The 15,318-nt window shown below is 62.0% G+C and carries 12 protein-coding genes; 9 read left to right on the top strand and 3 right to left on the bottom strand.

What is annotated here, in order from left to right; genetic code table 11:
• Nucleotides 1-2 precede the first annotated feature (2 nt).
• Nucleotides 3-3,146 carry a YhdP family protein gene (locus tag V7Z56_RS08085; protein ID WP_334128877.1) on the bottom strand — a complete coding sequence of 1,048 codons (3,144 nt, stop codon included), beginning with the start codon at nt 3,144-3,146 and terminating at the stop codon, nt 3-5.
• Between the two features lie 195 nt (nt 3,147-3,341).
• On the opposite strand from V7Z56_RS08085, the gene V7Z56_RS08080 reads away from it, so the two are divergent.
• The 5 genes from V7Z56_RS08080 to V7Z56_RS08060 all read left to right on the top strand — a co-directional run bounded on the left by V7Z56_RS08080 (nt 3,342) and on the right by V7Z56_RS08060 (nt 9,664).
• Entirely contained in the window at nt 3,342-6,335 is a 2,994-nt protein-coding gene (locus V7Z56_RS08080; protein ID WP_334128876.1) for a bifunctional [glutamine synthetase] adenylyltransferase/[glutamine synthetase]-adenylyl-L-tyrosine phosphorylase, read from the top strand.
• 20 nt (nt 6,336-6,355) lie between these two features.
• Nucleotides 6,356-6,823, top strand: a complete 468-nt coding sequence (gene bcp, locus V7Z56_RS08075) for a thioredoxin-dependent thiol peroxidase (RefSeq protein WP_334128875.1) — start codon at nt 6,356-6,358, stop codon at nt 6,821-6,823.
• On the top strand, nt 6,820-7,644 hold the full coding sequence (locus tag V7Z56_RS08070; RefSeq protein WP_334128874.1) for a ferritin-like domain-containing protein: 825 nt from the start codon (nt 6,820-6,822) through the stop codon (nt 7,642-7,644). Before bcp ends, V7Z56_RS08070 begins: the two co-directional genes overlap by 4 nt.
• A gap of 104 nt (nt 7,645-7,748) precedes the next feature.
• On the top strand, nt 7,749-9,203 hold the full coding sequence (locus V7Z56_RS08065) for a peptidoglycan DD-metalloendopeptidase family protein (protein ID WP_334128873.1): 1,455 nt from the start codon (nt 7,749-7,751) through the stop codon (nt 9,201-9,203).
• A gap of 8 nt (nt 9,204-9,211) precedes the next feature.
• Entirely contained in the window at nt 9,212-9,664 is a 453-nt protein-coding gene (locus V7Z56_RS08060) for a bactofilin family protein (protein WP_334128872.1), read from the top strand.
• A 79-nt stretch (nt 9,665-9,743) separates the two neighbouring features.
• Here the strand turns inward: V7Z56_RS08060 and ndk are convergent, their stop codons facing one another.
• Nucleotides 9,744-10,166 (bottom strand): nucleoside-diphosphate kinase, encoded by a 423-nt coding sequence (ndk, locus tag V7Z56_RS08055; RefSeq protein WP_334128871.1) that lies wholly within the window; start codon nt 10,164-10,166, stop codon nt 9,744-9,746.
• Nucleotides 10,167-10,328: 162 nt separating this feature from the next.
• Here ndk and V7Z56_RS08050 point away from each other — a divergent pair, with 162 nt between their 5' ends.
• From V7Z56_RS08050 to V7Z56_RS08035, 4 genes are all read left to right on the top strand, one after another.
• On the top strand, nt 10,329-12,230 hold the full coding sequence (locus tag V7Z56_RS08050; protein ID WP_334128869.1) for an ABC-F family ATP-binding cassette domain-containing protein: 1,902 nt from the start codon (nt 10,329-10,331) through the stop codon (nt 12,228-12,230).
• A 141-nt stretch (nt 12,231-12,371) separates the two neighbouring features.
• Nucleotides 12,372-12,713 carry a carboxymuconolactone decarboxylase family protein gene (locus tag V7Z56_RS08045; RefSeq protein ID WP_334128867.1) on the top strand — a complete coding sequence of 114 codons (342 nt, stop codon included), beginning with the start codon at nt 12,372-12,374 and terminating at the stop codon, nt 12,711-12,713.
• A gap of 100 nt (nt 12,714-12,813) precedes the next feature.
• Entirely contained in the window at nt 12,814-13,935 is a 1,122-nt protein-coding gene (locus tag V7Z56_RS08040; protein ID WP_334128866.1) for an NADH:flavin oxidoreductase/NADH oxidase, read from the top strand.
• A gap of 363 nt (nt 13,936-14,298) precedes the next feature.
• Nucleotides 14,299-14,844, top strand: a complete 546-nt coding sequence (locus V7Z56_RS08035) for a hypothetical protein (protein WP_334128865.1) — start codon at nt 14,299-14,301, stop codon at nt 14,842-14,844.
• Between the two features lie 9 nt (nt 14,845-14,853).
• Here the strand turns inward: V7Z56_RS08035 and V7Z56_RS08030 are convergent, their stop codons facing one another.
• Nucleotides 14,854-15,318 (bottom strand): DNA polymerase III subunit chi, encoded by a 465-nt coding sequence (locus V7Z56_RS08030; protein WP_334128864.1) that lies wholly within the window; start codon nt 15,316-15,318, stop codon nt 14,854-14,856.

The raw sequence follows: 15,318 nt of genomic DNA, 5'->3' as shown, positions 1-15,318 counted from the left end.
GCCTACCGGCTCGGCGCCTCGCCGCCGCGGGTCGTCGAGGGCGGCTCGACATCACCTTCCCAGGGCTCGAAGAACATCCGCCGGAGGATGCCGGGCGCGAGCGCCGAGACGGGATTGACGGTCACCTGAGGATCTTCGATGCCGCCTGCAACCTTGTAGGAAAAGCCGAAGATCCCCTCCCCCTGCCGGCCGACCAGCAGGGTGCCGATGATAGGTATATTCCCAAGAATTGAATTCAGCGTATAGGCCGGAATGACGGTCCCGAAGGCGTCGATCTTGTCGGCGGGCTGGCTGAAGGTCCCGGTAAAGGTGATGCCGATGGAGCCGACGGCGCGGAAGTCCTTGGTGGAGAAAATGCCGTTTTCATAAGCAAACGGGCCTTCGACCTTGGCGAAGGTGATCCCCTCGCCGCTGAGCAGTTCGACAATCCCCGTGAGCGAGCCGAGCGTCAGGATCTTGCCGAGCGTCGGCGCATTGACGAGGCGGACATTATCGATGGTGATGGTCCCGCTCGCCGGGCGGGACGGCCGGGTATCGTCGATAATGGCACTCACCTTCAGCGCCCCTTCGCGGAAGTCGTCATAGACATCGAGCCCGCGAAAGAGCGAGCCCGCATCGTCCGAGACAAAGGAGGCATGCCGCGTGCTGCCCTGTGGCTCGATGCTGAACTGGAAGATTTTCTCACCGTCGAACTTTGCCGTCGCCTCCCCTGCGCGGATGAGCATCCCCTCCATTTTCATTTGCGCGACAACATCGTCGAGGACGATCCCCTCATCGAGCAGCGCCTTGTCGATATGAAGATCAAGATCGATAGCGGGCCGCGGCTCCTGCACAGGCGGCGTCTCCTCTGCGGCGGGCGCGCCGTTGCCGTGATAGGCGGATTTGATAAAGGGCACGAGATCGAACTGCCGCCCGCGCAAGGTGAGCTTCATCTCGTTTTTCTTCGCCTGGGTGAGATCGAGGCTGAGATCATTCTCGCCATAGCGAAGATCTGGAATGGAGAGCCGCGTCAGCATATCGCCCTCGAGCGTCGCCGAGCCCGTAGCGACGAGATCGCCCGCGTTGACGGCGATATTGGAAAGGGTCGTGACGTCGTCCTTCGTCATCCGCAGGTCGGCGCTCATTTTGGCGGGCGTGCCCGCGGGCTTGCTCCAGTGCAGATCCTCGACGGCGATCACCGTCTCCGTCATGTCAACCTGCACCCGCCCGCTCGCGGTGCCGTCCGGCACCGTCTCCAGCAGCGCAAGCGCCTGCATATTGCCCTTGAGATAGAGCGTCTCGATCCCGAGTGCTGTGCGCGCCGCATCGCCAAGAAGCGAGGTCAGCTCATAGCGGCGGCGGCCCTTCTTGTCGCCGCTGAACCAGCTTTCCGCGCGGATATCGGCCGGCACCCCGTTGAGGAGCGCCGCACCCTCAACGCGGACGCCGGACGGTTTCACATCGACCTTCAAATCGCCGCCCGTGAGGTCGATATCCCCGGCCACGTCGGGAATGCTGGCATCGGTAAACTCGCCTTTCGCCTCATAGGCGACTTTCTCAAGCACCAGATCGAAGCGGAGCGGGAATTTGAAACTCGCATGTACATCGCCGGTCCCGGTCATGGCCTTCGGGACAATGCCATAGGGCGAGGCGAGGCCAAGCGGTTCGAGATCGAGAAAGGTGAAGATATCCCGGCTCGGCCCCGTGACGTGAATGTCGATATCGGCGAGCTGGTCGAACTTGTCGAAATCGGAGATGATCACCTTGTCGGAGGAAACACGCAGCTCGCCGAGCCGGCCGGTCAGGCCGGTGATGGTGATATCGCGCTCGGTGAGAACGGCATGCCCGTCGATATCCGTCACCTTCGGCAGCGGCGCGTAGTAGTCGGCGGAGGTGCCGCGCAACTCAAAATTGAGCTTGACGGCCTCCTCCGGAATTTCATCGCTGCCGAGCGCGCCGGGCGGGAGATTGATCGTGAATTCGCCGCTTGGCACCGTACCGGCGCGGATATTTTTCGTCACCCAGTCATAGCCGTTGCTCGCCATCGAATAGGGCCAGAAGCGCGCGAGATCATCGACCTGCAAATCTTTCAGCGTGCCGTCAAGGGTTAGGCCCAGACCCACCTCGGCAAGCTCGATGCGCCCCTCCAGCTCCACCGTCGCGCCGAGGGTTTCGGCGTGAACCTGATGCAGCGTGATCGAGGTGAAGTCGCTCGCGACGCTGCCGCGCGCCGTCAGCCGGTCGAGCGGCAGCGGCTCATGATAGAGTTCGGGGCGATTGACCTCGCCCGCGCCCGCCTCCACGGCAAATCCGAGACTTTCCAGCCGGAATTCGGCATCGAAATGCGTCGTCACATGGCCGGAGACGGAAAATTCGAGCCCCTGCAGCTCGGCAAGCTCGCCCTGCGCGGCGACGAGCGGCAGCGGCAGATCGGAAAACTGCCCGCTCAGCGACGTCCGCTGCCGGGCGCGATCATACTCGCCGAGCACCACGAGGTTGACGTTTTCCGCGCCGATTTTCAGCGTCCCGCTCGCCTGCCCGCTGAGACCGCCCGGCTCGCGCCAGACAAACATATCAACATCGCTCATGCGCCAGAAGCGACCCAGCGTTTCATCCTCGATAAAAAACGCGCTGTCATAGGCCTCCACCCGGCGCAGATAGCCGGTCAGGCTGTCCGGATCCGGTTCGCGGCTGAATTCTGCAAGAATGGCGAGATATCCATCAATCGCCGCCGCGGCGGCCGCCGCGTCCTCTTCCGTTGGCGCCTCCGCCGCCTCCGGCAGGGCGCCGGCAGGTCGCAGCCTGTTTTCATAGCCGAACTCCACCCGCCCCTCGACTGTGCGCGTGAGGCGAAGGCGAAGGCCGGTAAATTCAAGCTCCGCCGGCGCAATGCGCCCGCGCAACAGCGCCTCGCCGCTGAACACGAGATTGACATCGGGGATCATGGCGACGCGCGCGTCATGCTCGGTAATCACCAGATCGTCAATGGCGACCATCAGGTTCTTGTCGCGCCCGTTCCATTCCAGCTCCAGATTGTGAAAATCCACTTTCACATCGGGATACTGGCTGTTGACCATCTGGACGACATAGGGCTCAAGAAAGGCGAGCGAAACCGGCCCGCGCGCCAGCGCCGCCACCAGCCCAAGCCCCGCCAGAAACAGGAGCACGAAAGCCCCCATAAAAATGCGGATAACCAATCTGGAGGTTTCTCTGACCAGTTTGGGGCCAGCACTCATTACTCTGCTCCATTCTGCGGGGCCTGCGGCTCACGCCCCGAATTCGCCGTCAACAAAGACTTGTATTAAAAAAACTCTGTCCCGATAATCGCTCCCTTAATGTAAACCATGCAACCCGGATTAGGAATGCAGGAACTCGCCGACAGCCAAATAAACTCGCTTGCCGACTTCGCCGGAAACTTCCCCTCTCCCGGCGATGCGGATCTTTTAACGATCGGCCTTGAGGACTGGCACGCGGCGACCCGCGCCGACCCGGAGCTTGCAGACTTCGCCGATCGGCTTCGCGCCTCGGACGCCGGCGCCCGGCTGCTCGGCGGGGTGTTCGGCAACAGCCCCTTTCTCTCCGCCTGCCTGAACGCGGAGCCGCAACTTCTGTGGCATCTGCTGGAGGATGACCGGCCGGAGGAGGGGGCGGAGGCGACGCTTCGCTGGATCTATGAGAGCCTTGCCGCGGCAGCGCCCCTCGATGCGGATAAGGAAACGGTGATGGCGGCGCTTCGCATTGCCAAACGCCGCATCGCGCTTCTCACCGCGCTTTGCGATGTGGGAAAGCTGTGGCCGCTGATGCGGCTCACGGGCGTTCTCTCCGACTTCGCGGGCGCGGCCGTCGAGATCTGCTGCCGCCATCTCCTGCTGGCGGGTGCGGCGAAGGGCGATATCACCCTGCCCCACCCGGACGATCCGACGCGGGACAGCGGCCTGATCGTCATCGGCATGGGCAAGCTCGGCGCGCGCGAGCTGAACTATTCCTCGGATATTGATCTGATCATCCTGTTCGAGGCGGAGAAAGTAAATTACACGGGGCGGCGCAGCATGGGCGATTTCTTCGTCCGCCTCGCCCGCAATCTCGTCGCGATGATGCAGGAGCGCACGCGCGATGGCTATGTGTTTCGCACCGATCTCCGGCTCCGCCCCGACCCCGGCGCGACGCCCATCGCCCTTTCCGTCGCCGCGGCGCATGTCTATTACGAAAGCCAGGGCCAGAACTGGGAGCGCGCCGCCATGATCAAGGCCCGCCCCATTGCCGGCGATATGGCGGCGGGCCAAGAGTTCACCCGTTTCCTGATCCCCTTCATCTGGCGCAAATCGATGGATTTCGCGGCGATCGAGGATATCCAGGCGATCAAATCGCAGATCCATGCCTTCAAAGGCTTTTCGAAAATCGCGCTGGAGGGACACAATATCAAGATCGGCCGCGGCGGCATCCGCGAGATCGAGTTTTTCTGCCAGACGCAGCAGTTGATCGAGGGCGGGCGCAATCCGCACCTGCGCACCCCGACAACGCTCGCGACGCTTGGCGAACTCTGCAAAGCGGGCAAGATTTCCGCCAAAGTCGAGCGGGAGCTGACCGACGCCTACTATTTCCTCCGCGCCCTTGAACACCGCCTGCAGATGCTCAATGACGAGCAGACGCAGCTTCTCCCCGAAGATGCGGCGGGTTTCCGCCGCCTGGGCGTTTTCTTCGGCTATGACGATGCGGCCGAATTTCGCGCCGCGCTGCAAAAAACGCTTGAGACCGTGCAGGGGCATTATGACGCGCTCTTTCATTTCGAGGAACGGCCCGACCGCAAGGCCGGCCGGCTCGTCTTTACCGGTGCGGAGGATGACCCGGAGACGCTCAACTCGCTGGCCGAACTTGGCTTTGGTGCGCCCGCGATGGTCTCGCAGAAGGTGCGTGAATGGCATCACGGACGCTATCGCTGTACCCGCACCGTGCGCGCCCAGCAGACGCTGACAGCGTTGATGCCGCGCCTTCTCGAAGCGCTGGGGGAGACCGCCAACCCCGATAGCGCGTTCACCCGGTTTGACATGTTTTTGCAGCAACTCCCCGCAGGCGTTCAGCTTTTCTCGCTGTTCAAGGCCTATCCCAGCCTCTTGAAGCTGGTCGCCAAGATCATGGGCACCGCGCCCGATCTCGCCGATCGCCTCGCGCGTGACCCGATGCAGCTCGACAGCGTGCTGGAGCTGGATTTCCTGGCCCCGCTTCCGCCCGCCGATGAGTTGCAGGCTGATCTTGAGCTTATCCTCGGCACCGCGCAGGATTTTCAGGATATCCTCGATTATACGCGGCGCTGGGCCAATGACCGCAAGTTCCGCCTCGGCGTGCATATCCTCGACAATGTCGATCACGGCTGCGGCGTCGGTGCGACGGTGGCGGCCGGCCCCGGCTTCTCCGATGTCGCGGAGGTCGTGCTCAGGAGCCTCTTCCCGCGCGTCCGGGCCGAACTTGAAAAAGCGCATGGCGGCGTGCCGGGGGCGGAGTTCGCGGTGATTGCCCTCGGCAAGCTCGGCAGCCGCCAGATGACGCCCGCTTCCGACGCCGATCTCATGTTCACCTTCGAGACGCCGGAGCCGGACATGGTGACGGACGGGCCGAAGCCGATCCCCGCCGGGCTCTTCTTCACCCGCCTCAGCCAGCGCTTCATCAATGCCCTCAGCGTCCACACCGGCGAGGGGCAGCTCTATGAAATCGACATGCGCCTGCGCCCGCATGGCAAGTCCGGGCCGATCGCCCTGCCGCTTGAAAGCGTCGTGAAATATTACCAGGAGGAAGCCTGGACATGGGAGCATCTCGCCCTCACCCGCGCCCGCGTCGTCGCCGGGGATAACGGGCTGATGCAGCGGACCGCCGCGGCGCTTCGCGAGATTAATGAGACGGCCCGCGACCGGGAAAAGATCCGCACCGACACGCTCGACATGCGCCGGCGCGTGCTGAAGGAGTTTGGAAGCGACAATCCCTTCGCGCTGAAGCATGCCCGCGGCGGGATGATGGATCTCGAATTTCTCTGCCAGTATCTCCGGCTTGCGCACGGCCCGGCGCATCCCGCCGTCCTGCTGCCGAACTCCATGGACAGCCTTGCGAAGATGAAGGAGACGGGCATTCTGCCGGCTGCGGAAGCCGACCGGATCGTTGAAATTCTTGGCCTTTATCTCAATGTCAGCGGCCTGCAACAGCTCAGCCTCGGCAGCACGCCCATCGACGAGACGATCCCGCTCGCCCTGCAGGAAGCCCTCGCCGCCGCCGCGAAGGTTGATAATTTCGCCCTGCTTGCTAAAAAGCTGCAAACCGCGCAAGGCGAGATCGACGCGCTGCTCGATAAATACCTTGGCGATGCGTGACGGATGTAAAGGAGAGAGACATGCCCGATATCGGAGACAAAGCCCCGGACTTCACCCTGCCGACGGACGGCGCCGAGGGCGAGGTGAGCCTTGCCGCGCTGAAGGGCAGGAAAGTCGTGCTCTACTTCTACCCCAAAGACAACACCCCCGGCTGCACGACGGAGGCGATTGACTTCTCCGCCAAGATCGAGGCCTTCACGGCGGCGGGCGCGGTTGTCATCGGGGTGTCGCGCGATTCCGTGAAGAAGCACGCGGACTTCCGTGAAAAGCATGACCTTCGCGTGCTGCTCGCGGCCGATGAGGACGGCAGCGTCTGCGAAGCCTATGGCGTCTGGGTCGAGAAGATGAATTATGGCCGCAAATACATGGGGATCGAACGCTCCACCTTCCTGATCGACGGCGCGGGCGTGATCCGCGACGTTTGGCGCAAAGTCCGCGTCAAGGGCCATGCCGAGGCGGTGCTGGACGCGGTGAAAGCGCTTTCGTGACCGATCTCGCCACCCTTGCCGTTGCCGTCCTCAGCGCCGCGGAGGCGAGCGAGAAAACCGCGCTCGCCCGCGAGGCGGCGCGCCTCTGGCGGCAGTCGGAAGGCGCGATGGCGGTAGGTTTTTCAGCCCCGCCCGATCGTCCAGCCCGCCCCGCAAGGCCCGATCTGCTGCCCCCTGCCGCGATGCCGCGCCGGCGCGGCTACACGGAGAAGGCGCGCGCCGCCCTCCTCCATGCGGTGCAGCATATCGAGCTCAACGCCATCGATCTTGCCTTTGACATGATCGCGCGCTTCACGGACGCCGACCTGCCGTGCGCCTTCTATGACGACTGGGTGCGCGTCGGCGAGGAGGAGGCGCTGCACTTCACCCTGCTCGCCGGCCGCATGGCGGAACTCGGCTATCAGTATGGCGACTTCCCGGCCCATGACGGGCTGTGGGAGGCGGCGGTTGCGACGCAGCGTGATCTGACCGCGCGGCTTGCCGTGGTGCCGATGGTGCTGGAGGCGCGCGGGCTTGATGTCACGCCCGCGATGATTGATCGATTCGCCCGAATCGGTGACGAAAAAAGCGTAATCATCCTTAACAGAATATTGACGGATGAAATAACGCATGTCGCGACCGGCAACCGCTGGTTTCAATATATCTGCGCGCGCGAGAATATCGAGCCTCGGGCGACCTGGCAGCGGCTTGTGCAAAAAAACTTTAAAGGCCTTTTAAAACCCCCGTTTAACAGCGCCGCCCGCGACAGGGCCGGGCTCACTGAAGATTACTACGTCCCGCTCGCCGCGCCTTTGCCCGCTTTGAAACCGGAAAATGGTTAATTTGTGACGGCCGTCCTTGCGGTTGATGTTCGGGAAAAAATCGGTTTCTATTATGCCCGCTCCCGGCATTGGAAAAGGCACAGAAATCGGACCAGGATGACCAGATGAGGCTGAAAGCCACCGCCCATAAAATCCTCAAGGAACGCCAGGTAATCGTCAGCACGCGCGGCGAATTGCGCTACCTGAAGCTCTCCGTTCCGGCCCAGGCGACGGCTCTCCTCACCGGCATCGGCTTTCTCGGTGCGTTCGGTTATTTCCTCGTCAACGGGGCGCTGCAATATCAGCAGATGACCAGCGCGAAAGCGGAGATCCTCTCGCTGCAGGCAAATTACGACGCGCTGAAGGCCGATTACCGGCTCGCCGAGGCGACCATCGCCGCGACGCAAAATGAACTCGACCAGCAATATGCCCGCCTTGAGGATGTGCTGAGCGGGCGCGAGGCGGCGGAACTTGCGCTCGATTTCTCAGGCCTCGTCAGCAAGGACGCCCCGCCGGACTCGCTTGAGGACCGCATCCGGATGCTCGGCGAAACGCTCCAACAGGCAACGACGCGCCGCGAACAGCTTGAGCTTGAAGTCATGCAGCTCAACAAGGCGATGTTCCAGACCGCGCGCATGCGCGACGAAGCGAGCGCGAACAGCGCCAAATCCGAACAGAAACTCGTCACCCTCCGCAATCTCCTCAATCTCTACGCCTCCACCCGTGACGAAATCTACCGCGAGCTGGAAGACACGCGCCGCCAGTATGTCGGCCTGAAGCAGGAAATCGGCAACCGGATCGAGAAGGAAAGCCTGCTCACTGCGGAAGTCACGGACTTGCGCGGGCGGCTCAACCGCATGTCGGTGGAGCATACCGAACTGCTGACGCGCATCCACGACAGCACCAACGAGAATGTCGCTGCGCTGCATGAGATCGTCGTCCTCGCCGGGCTTGATCCGAACAAGCTGCTCGGCGATCTGGAGAATAGCGGCAACGGTCAGGGCGGGCCGTTCGTCGCCTATGCGCCGCAAAGCCGGCTGCTGGAGACCGAGCAGGGCTTTTACGCCCAGACCCGCAAGATGGAGGCAAGCCTTGCCCGCTGGCAATCGTTGCAGACCCTGCTGAAGCAGCTGCCGCTCGCCCGCCCCGTCGATGTCGGCTATGTGACCTCAAGCTTCGGCAAGCGCCATGATCCGATGACCAAGCGCTCGGCCTTCCATTCGGGCATCGATATGAGCGGGCCGAAAAACGCCTCAGTCATCGCCACCGCACCCGGCGTCGTCACCTTCTCGGGGCGCAACGGGGCCTATGGCATCATGGTCACCGTCGATCACGGCTATGGCTTCCAGACCCGCTATGCGCATCTGCAAAAGGCGCTGGTCAAGAAAGGCGACAAGATCGACTATCGCAGCAAGATCGGCGTTATGGGCTCGACCGGGCGGAGCACAGGGCGCCATGTGCATTATGAAGTGATGTATGAAGGCAAGCATCTCGATCCCGCCAAATTTATCCAGGCGGGACGGTATGCCTATAAGGCGACGCCGAAACTCGAAGCGGCGGCGGCCGACAGCGAAGAGTGAGGAGAGCCATGTTTTCCGGTAATCGCAAGGACGATGCGGGCGCCAAGAGCAAACCCGCCCGCTCGAACGCCATGCCCTCCATTCTGGCGGAAAATCTGACGATCGAGGGCAACCTCGTCTCGGACGGAGAAATCCAGATCGAAGGTCAGGTGAATGGCAATCTGCAGGCCGCAAGCGTCATCATCGGCGAAAAAGCGATCATCAGCGGCGATATCAGCGCCGGGAAAATGATCATCCGCGGCGAGGTGAACGGCACCATGCGCGGCGATGAGATCACCGTGACCGCCACCGCCGTCATTCACGGTGACATTCTGCACGCCTCGCTCAGCATCGAGCCCGGCGCAAAGATCGACGGGCGGCTGAAATACAGCGAGGCGCCGCTGAGCCGCAGCGATGCAGCCGGCAACGGCGATACGGTCACCTTCATCGGCAAATCCGAAAGCGCGCGCGCTGATCTTTAGGCCGGTTTTTCGCGAAGCAGAAGCGGAGACAAAAAAGGCTCGCAAAAGCGAGCCTTTCTTTTTTAGAACGCGGCGCGGTTCAGCCGACGATCTCGGCGCCCGAGAAGAAATAGGCGATCTCGATGGCGGCGTTGGCCTGGCTGTCGGAGCCGTGGACGGAGTTCGCTTCGATGTTTTCAGCAAATTCCTTGCGGATGGTGCCCTCGGCCGCATCGGCCGGATTGGTCGCGCCCATGATCTCGCGGTTCCTGGCGATGGCGTTCTCGCCTTCCAGAACCTGCACGACGACGGGGCCGGAAATCATGAAATCGACCAGTTCACCGAAGAAGGGACGTTCCTTATGGACGGCGTAAAAGGTTTCGGCGTCCTTGCGGGACATCAGGATGCGCTTCTGCGCAACGATGCGAAGGCCGGCCTCTTCCAGCTTGGCGTTGATTTTACCGGTCAGGTTGCGGCGGGTTGCATCCGGCTTGATGATTGAGAAGGTACGTTCCAGGGCCATGGGTTCACTCACAGTTGTGACGAGGAAAAAAATTATGTCGCGCGCCTTATAGCGGGGATGCGCCCGCCGGGCAAGGGTTTGATGCGGAAAGGACCGCGAAAACCCGCGTTGCAACGCATTTTCCGCCTTTCGGGCGCGGCCGCTTTCTGTTAGAGAGGGCGCATGCTGCAAATCAAGGATCTGACATACCGCATTGCCGGGCGCACACTGCTGGACGGCGCGTCACTGCATGTGCCGGTCGGCCACCGCTTCGGCCTGATCGGGCGGAACGGCACGGGCAAGTCGACGTTGCTGAAGCTCATCACCGGCGAATTGCACCCGGACGGCGGCGTGATCGAGCTTCGAAAAGGCGCGCGCCTCGGCGTTCTGCCGCAGGAGGCGCCGGGCGGCCCGGAAAGCCTTCTGGAAACCGTGCTCGCGGCCGATGTGGAGCGCGCGGCGCTCCTGCAGGAGGCCGAAAGCACCAGCGACGGCATGCGCATTGCCGAAATTCACACCCGCCTTGCCGATATCGATGCGCATACCGCCGAAGCACGCGCCGCCAAGATCCTCTCCGGCCTCGGCTTCGATCATGAGGCGCAGCAGCGCCCCTGCTCCTCCTTCTCGGGCGGCTGGCGGACCCGCGTCGCGCTCGCCGGCACGCTGTTCGCCGAGCCGGACCTCCTGCTGCTCGACGAGCCGAGCAACTATCTCGACCTTGAGGCGACGCTGTGGCTGGAGAATTTCCTCCGCAATTACCAGCGCACGCTGATCATCATCAGCCATGACAAGGACCTGCTCAACAATGTGGTGACGGAAATCGCCCATCTCGACCAGAAAAAGCTTGTCAAATATACCGGCAACTACGCCTTTTTCGAAAAGACCCGCCGCGAACAGATGGAGCTGCTCGCCGGGATGCAGCGCAAGCAGGAGGCGCAGCGCAAGCATCTGCAAAGCTTCGTCGACCGCTTCCGCGCCAAGGCATCGAAAGCGCGCCAGGCGCAAAGCCGCGTCAAGATGCTGGAGAAGATGCAGCCCGTCGTCGGCATCGTGGAGGAACATACCGCGAGCCTCACCTTCCAGGCGCCCGAGCCGCTATCGTCCCCCATCATCACGATGGAGCAATGCGCCGTCGGGTATACGCCCGGCGATCCGGTGCTGCGCGGCCTTGACCTTCGCATCGATATGGATGACCGCATCGCCCTGCTCGGCGCCAACGGGAACGGCAAATCGACCTTCGCCAAGCTGCTCGCCGGCCGGCTCAGGCCCGAAAGCGGCCGCCTTGCGAAATCAGGCAAGCTCAAAATCGGCTTCTTCGCGCAGCATCAGCTGGACGAGATGCATGCCGATGAGACCGCCTACCAGCATCTCGCCGCCAAAATGGCGCCGGCGCCCGAGCCGAAAGTGCGCGCCCGCCTCGGCCAGTTCGGTTTCAGCCGCGAGAAGAGCGACACGCTCGTCAGCCAGCTTTCCGGCGGCGAAAAGGCACGGCTCAACTTCTGCCTCATCGCCGAGGAGAGGCCGCACCTCCTGATCCTTGACGAGCCGACAAACCATCTCGATGTCGACAGCCGCGAAGCCCTGATCCAGGGGCTCAATGCCTATGAGGGCGCGGTCATGCTGATCAGCCATGATCCTCATCTCGTCAGCCTCGTCGCCGATCGGCTGTGGCTGGTCAAAGACGGTGCGGTGCGCGCCTATGACGGCGATATCGAGGATTACAAGCGCGAAATACTTGACGGCGCGCGGGGCAACGGCCATAACCGGCGGAGCGAGAGCACCGCCGCATCGGCGCCGCCCGCCCGACTTTCCGGCAAGGAAGCGCGCAAGGCCCGCGCCTCCGCCCGCGCCGCGCTTGCCCCGAAACGGCAGGAAGTGAAGCGGCTGGAAAAAACAATGCAGGATCTGACGAACCGGCGCAAGGCGCTGGAGACGGAGCTTGCCGATCCTGCGACCTACGACAAGAGCGCCCAGCATCAGGCGGGCCTCATCGACCAGATCGGTCGCCTCAAAGCAGAGCTTGGCGAGACCGAGGAGAAATGGCTTGCCCTCACCGAGGAGCTCGAAGCCGAAGGAGAAGTCTGATTCACGACCTCAGGATGACGGCGAAAGCCGTATAACCGTCCTTGCCTTTGGCGCGCCTTCGGGCGTAGTTAATGGCGGGATATATTCACGCGTCGATTTAGGCGTAAATTCATAACATTTTTTCATAAAGGAAGACAGGCCATGTTGGACTGGGTAGAATATCACGACGAACTTATGGGCCGTATCGGTGAGGTGGGCAAGCTGAGCCCCGACACGCTGAAAGGCTACCAGACGCTGTCCGGCGCCGGCGCCAAGACCGGCCGTCTGGATGCGAAAACCCGCGAACTGATCGCGCTCGCCGTCGCCGTCACGACCCGCTGCGACGGCTGCATTGCCGTGCACAGCAAGGCCGCGCTGAAGCAGGGCGCAACCCGCGAGGAAATCTCCGAAGCCCTCGGCGTTGCCGTCGCCCTCAACGCCGGCGCAGCGCTCGTCTACTCCGGCCGCGTCCTCGACGCGCTCGATGAGCAGGAAGAAAAGTAACCTCGGATCCGGAGGGAGTGCGGCGGCCCTGCCCCTCCCTCCGGCACCTCGATAGCGGGCCGCGCATGGCCTGCATCAGCAACACTGAAAGGAAGGCAGGATGAACGGACCGAAACTCTTTGAACCCCTCGACGTTGGCGACCTGCGCCTCAGTAACCGTATCGTCATCGCGCCGATGTGCCAGTATTCCGCCGTCGATGGCTGCATGACCGACTGGCACCTCATTCATCTCGGCCAGCTCGCCCTCTCCGGCGCCGGGCTCCTCACCATCGAAGCGACGGCCGTGCTCCCCGAAGGGCGCATCAGCTACGGCGACGTCGGCCTCTGGGATGATGCGACGGAAGCGGCAATGGGCCGCGTGGTCGAGAGCATCCGCCGCTGGTCGGATATGCCGATCGCGCTGCAGCTCGCCCATGCCGGGCGCAAGGCCTCGACCGATCTTCTCTGGAAGGGCGGCAAGCAGTTTGCGCCCGATCACCCGCACGGCTGGCAGACCGTCGCCCCCTCGCCGATCCCCTACTACCCCCACGACCACGCGCCCGAGGCGCTGGATAAAGCGGGTATAGCGCGCGTCCGCGACGCCTTTGCCGAGGCCGCACGGCGCGCCGGCCGGCTCGGCATCGACGCGATCCAGATCCATTCCGCGCATGGCTATCTGTTGCATGAGTTTCTCTCGCCGCTCTCCAATCTCCGCACCGACGAATATGGCGGCAGCTTAGAAAACCGGATGCGCTTTCCGCTCGAAGTTTTTGATGCGGTACGCGACGCCTTTCCGGCCGGACGGCCGGTCTCGATGCGTCTTTCCGGCACCGACTGGGTGGAGGGCGGCTGGGATATCGAGCAGACGATTGAATTTGCAAAAGCGCTTGAAGCCAAGGGCGGCGCGGCCATCAACGTCTCGAGCGGCGCGCTCGATCCGCGCCAGAAAATCTCCATCGGGCCGAGCTATCAGGTCCCGCTTGCCCGCGCCGTGAAGCAGGCAACGAAAATGCCCGTGGTCGCGGTCGGCCTGATCACCGGCTTCGAGCAGGCGGAGGGAATTATCCGCACCGGCGATGCGGACCTCGTCGGGATCGCCCGCGTCGCGCTCTATAACCCGCGCTGGCCCTGGCACGCCGCCGCCCACCTCGGCGCCCGCCTCACCATCGCCGACCAGTATATCGCCGCCCCGCCCCAACCCTACCGCGCCCTCCTCGCCCGCAAGGAAAGCGCCGAGGGGTGAGGGATGAGGGGCGATAGACGTATCTCAAACGACTAAATTCTATTTTTCCTAGAATATTTAAATATTAGCATTGTATGTCCAAGCGGCGTTAATGAGTATGGACATTGTGCAATGAAACCGAGTGATACATTAATAGAAAATTTGCAGCACTACAGTGTTCGCTTGAACGACGTATTCATACCCGTCACCAGCATTGAGTCAGTGTTGGCCAACAGTACTCAACATCTCGTTGCGGCTACAGACCATAATGATTTCCCTGTGTCATTGGTAGGATCTTGCGTTGCTGTAAATTATCGTGACCGATTTTTAGTGTTGTGCACTAGGCATCAGTTAAGCGATTGGAGTTATGAACGAATTTCGTTAATGATCGACGATGGGCGTAATGCAATCTCGTCTTCCGGCGCACGGTTCTTCGAGAAGAATATCAACGATAGCGATTATCATGATCTCGTGGCTTTTAACTTCACTGACCCGTGTGCCGAAATACCCAGATTGCGAAATTTGTTCTTTAATCTAAGTACGTTTCCGCCTGACACATCTAGTGACAATGTTGTCGGGTTCATTATATCGGGCTTTCCTTCCGCTGCGCAAAACTACGATCTCGCTAGTGAACGAAAACTAGATGTTGTCAAAGTTATCGCAACTTGTCAGCTCGACGGGCCAAGACAACCGGCGGATGAAGCACTATTGCGTTTAAAGCCTTGTAGACCAATTCCTTTTAATCCTGACGGTATGAGTGGCGGCCCCGCATATGTCATTCAATTGATCAATAAACAACCGCACGCGTACTTTGCTGGTATAGTTGTCAGGGCGAACGAAGACTATGTGTATATCGTACGCAGCGGTTTCGTTCGAAAGTTTTTGGAGTCCTGTGTAGTTCCGACAATCACGCCAATAGCATACGATTAACTCATCCCCTCACGCCTTCTTTTCCCACCCTCCTCCAGTCTGCTGGTAGTAGGTGACGGGTGTGCCCTGTTCCTTGAAAAATTTCCAGCGGGCGCGGGCGGCGAGGAGGGCGGCTTCGTCATTGCCGTCGAACATATAGAGGCAGCGCTCGAAGTCACCCACATCGGGGGCGTCGGCGTCTTCGGTGAGGACGAGGAGGGTGGCGCCGTTCGGGTTGCCGGCCGGCTCCAGGGTGAGGAAGATCGGCTGCTGCGCCGGATCCACGTCAAGGCCGTCGCCGGCGCGCGCGTGGGCGAGGAAGGAGGTGTCGCGAAAGCTCCAGAGCGCGTCACCCAGCGCTTCCAGCCGCGCCTCCGTCCGGCCGCGGATCAGCACGCGAAAGCCGAGGCTGCGCACCTTTTCGAGCAGCCGCGGCAGGGCGCTTTCCACCGGTTCCGCCTGCAGGTGATAGAATCCCGTCTCCTGCACCGTCAC

It is taken from the genome of Sneathiella sp. (genome assembly GCF_036844445.1).
Classification (GTDB): Bacteria; Pseudomonadota; Alphaproteobacteria; order Sneathiellales; family Sneathiellaceae; genus Sneathiella.
This window is presented reverse-complemented; position numbering and strand designations above follow the sequence as displayed.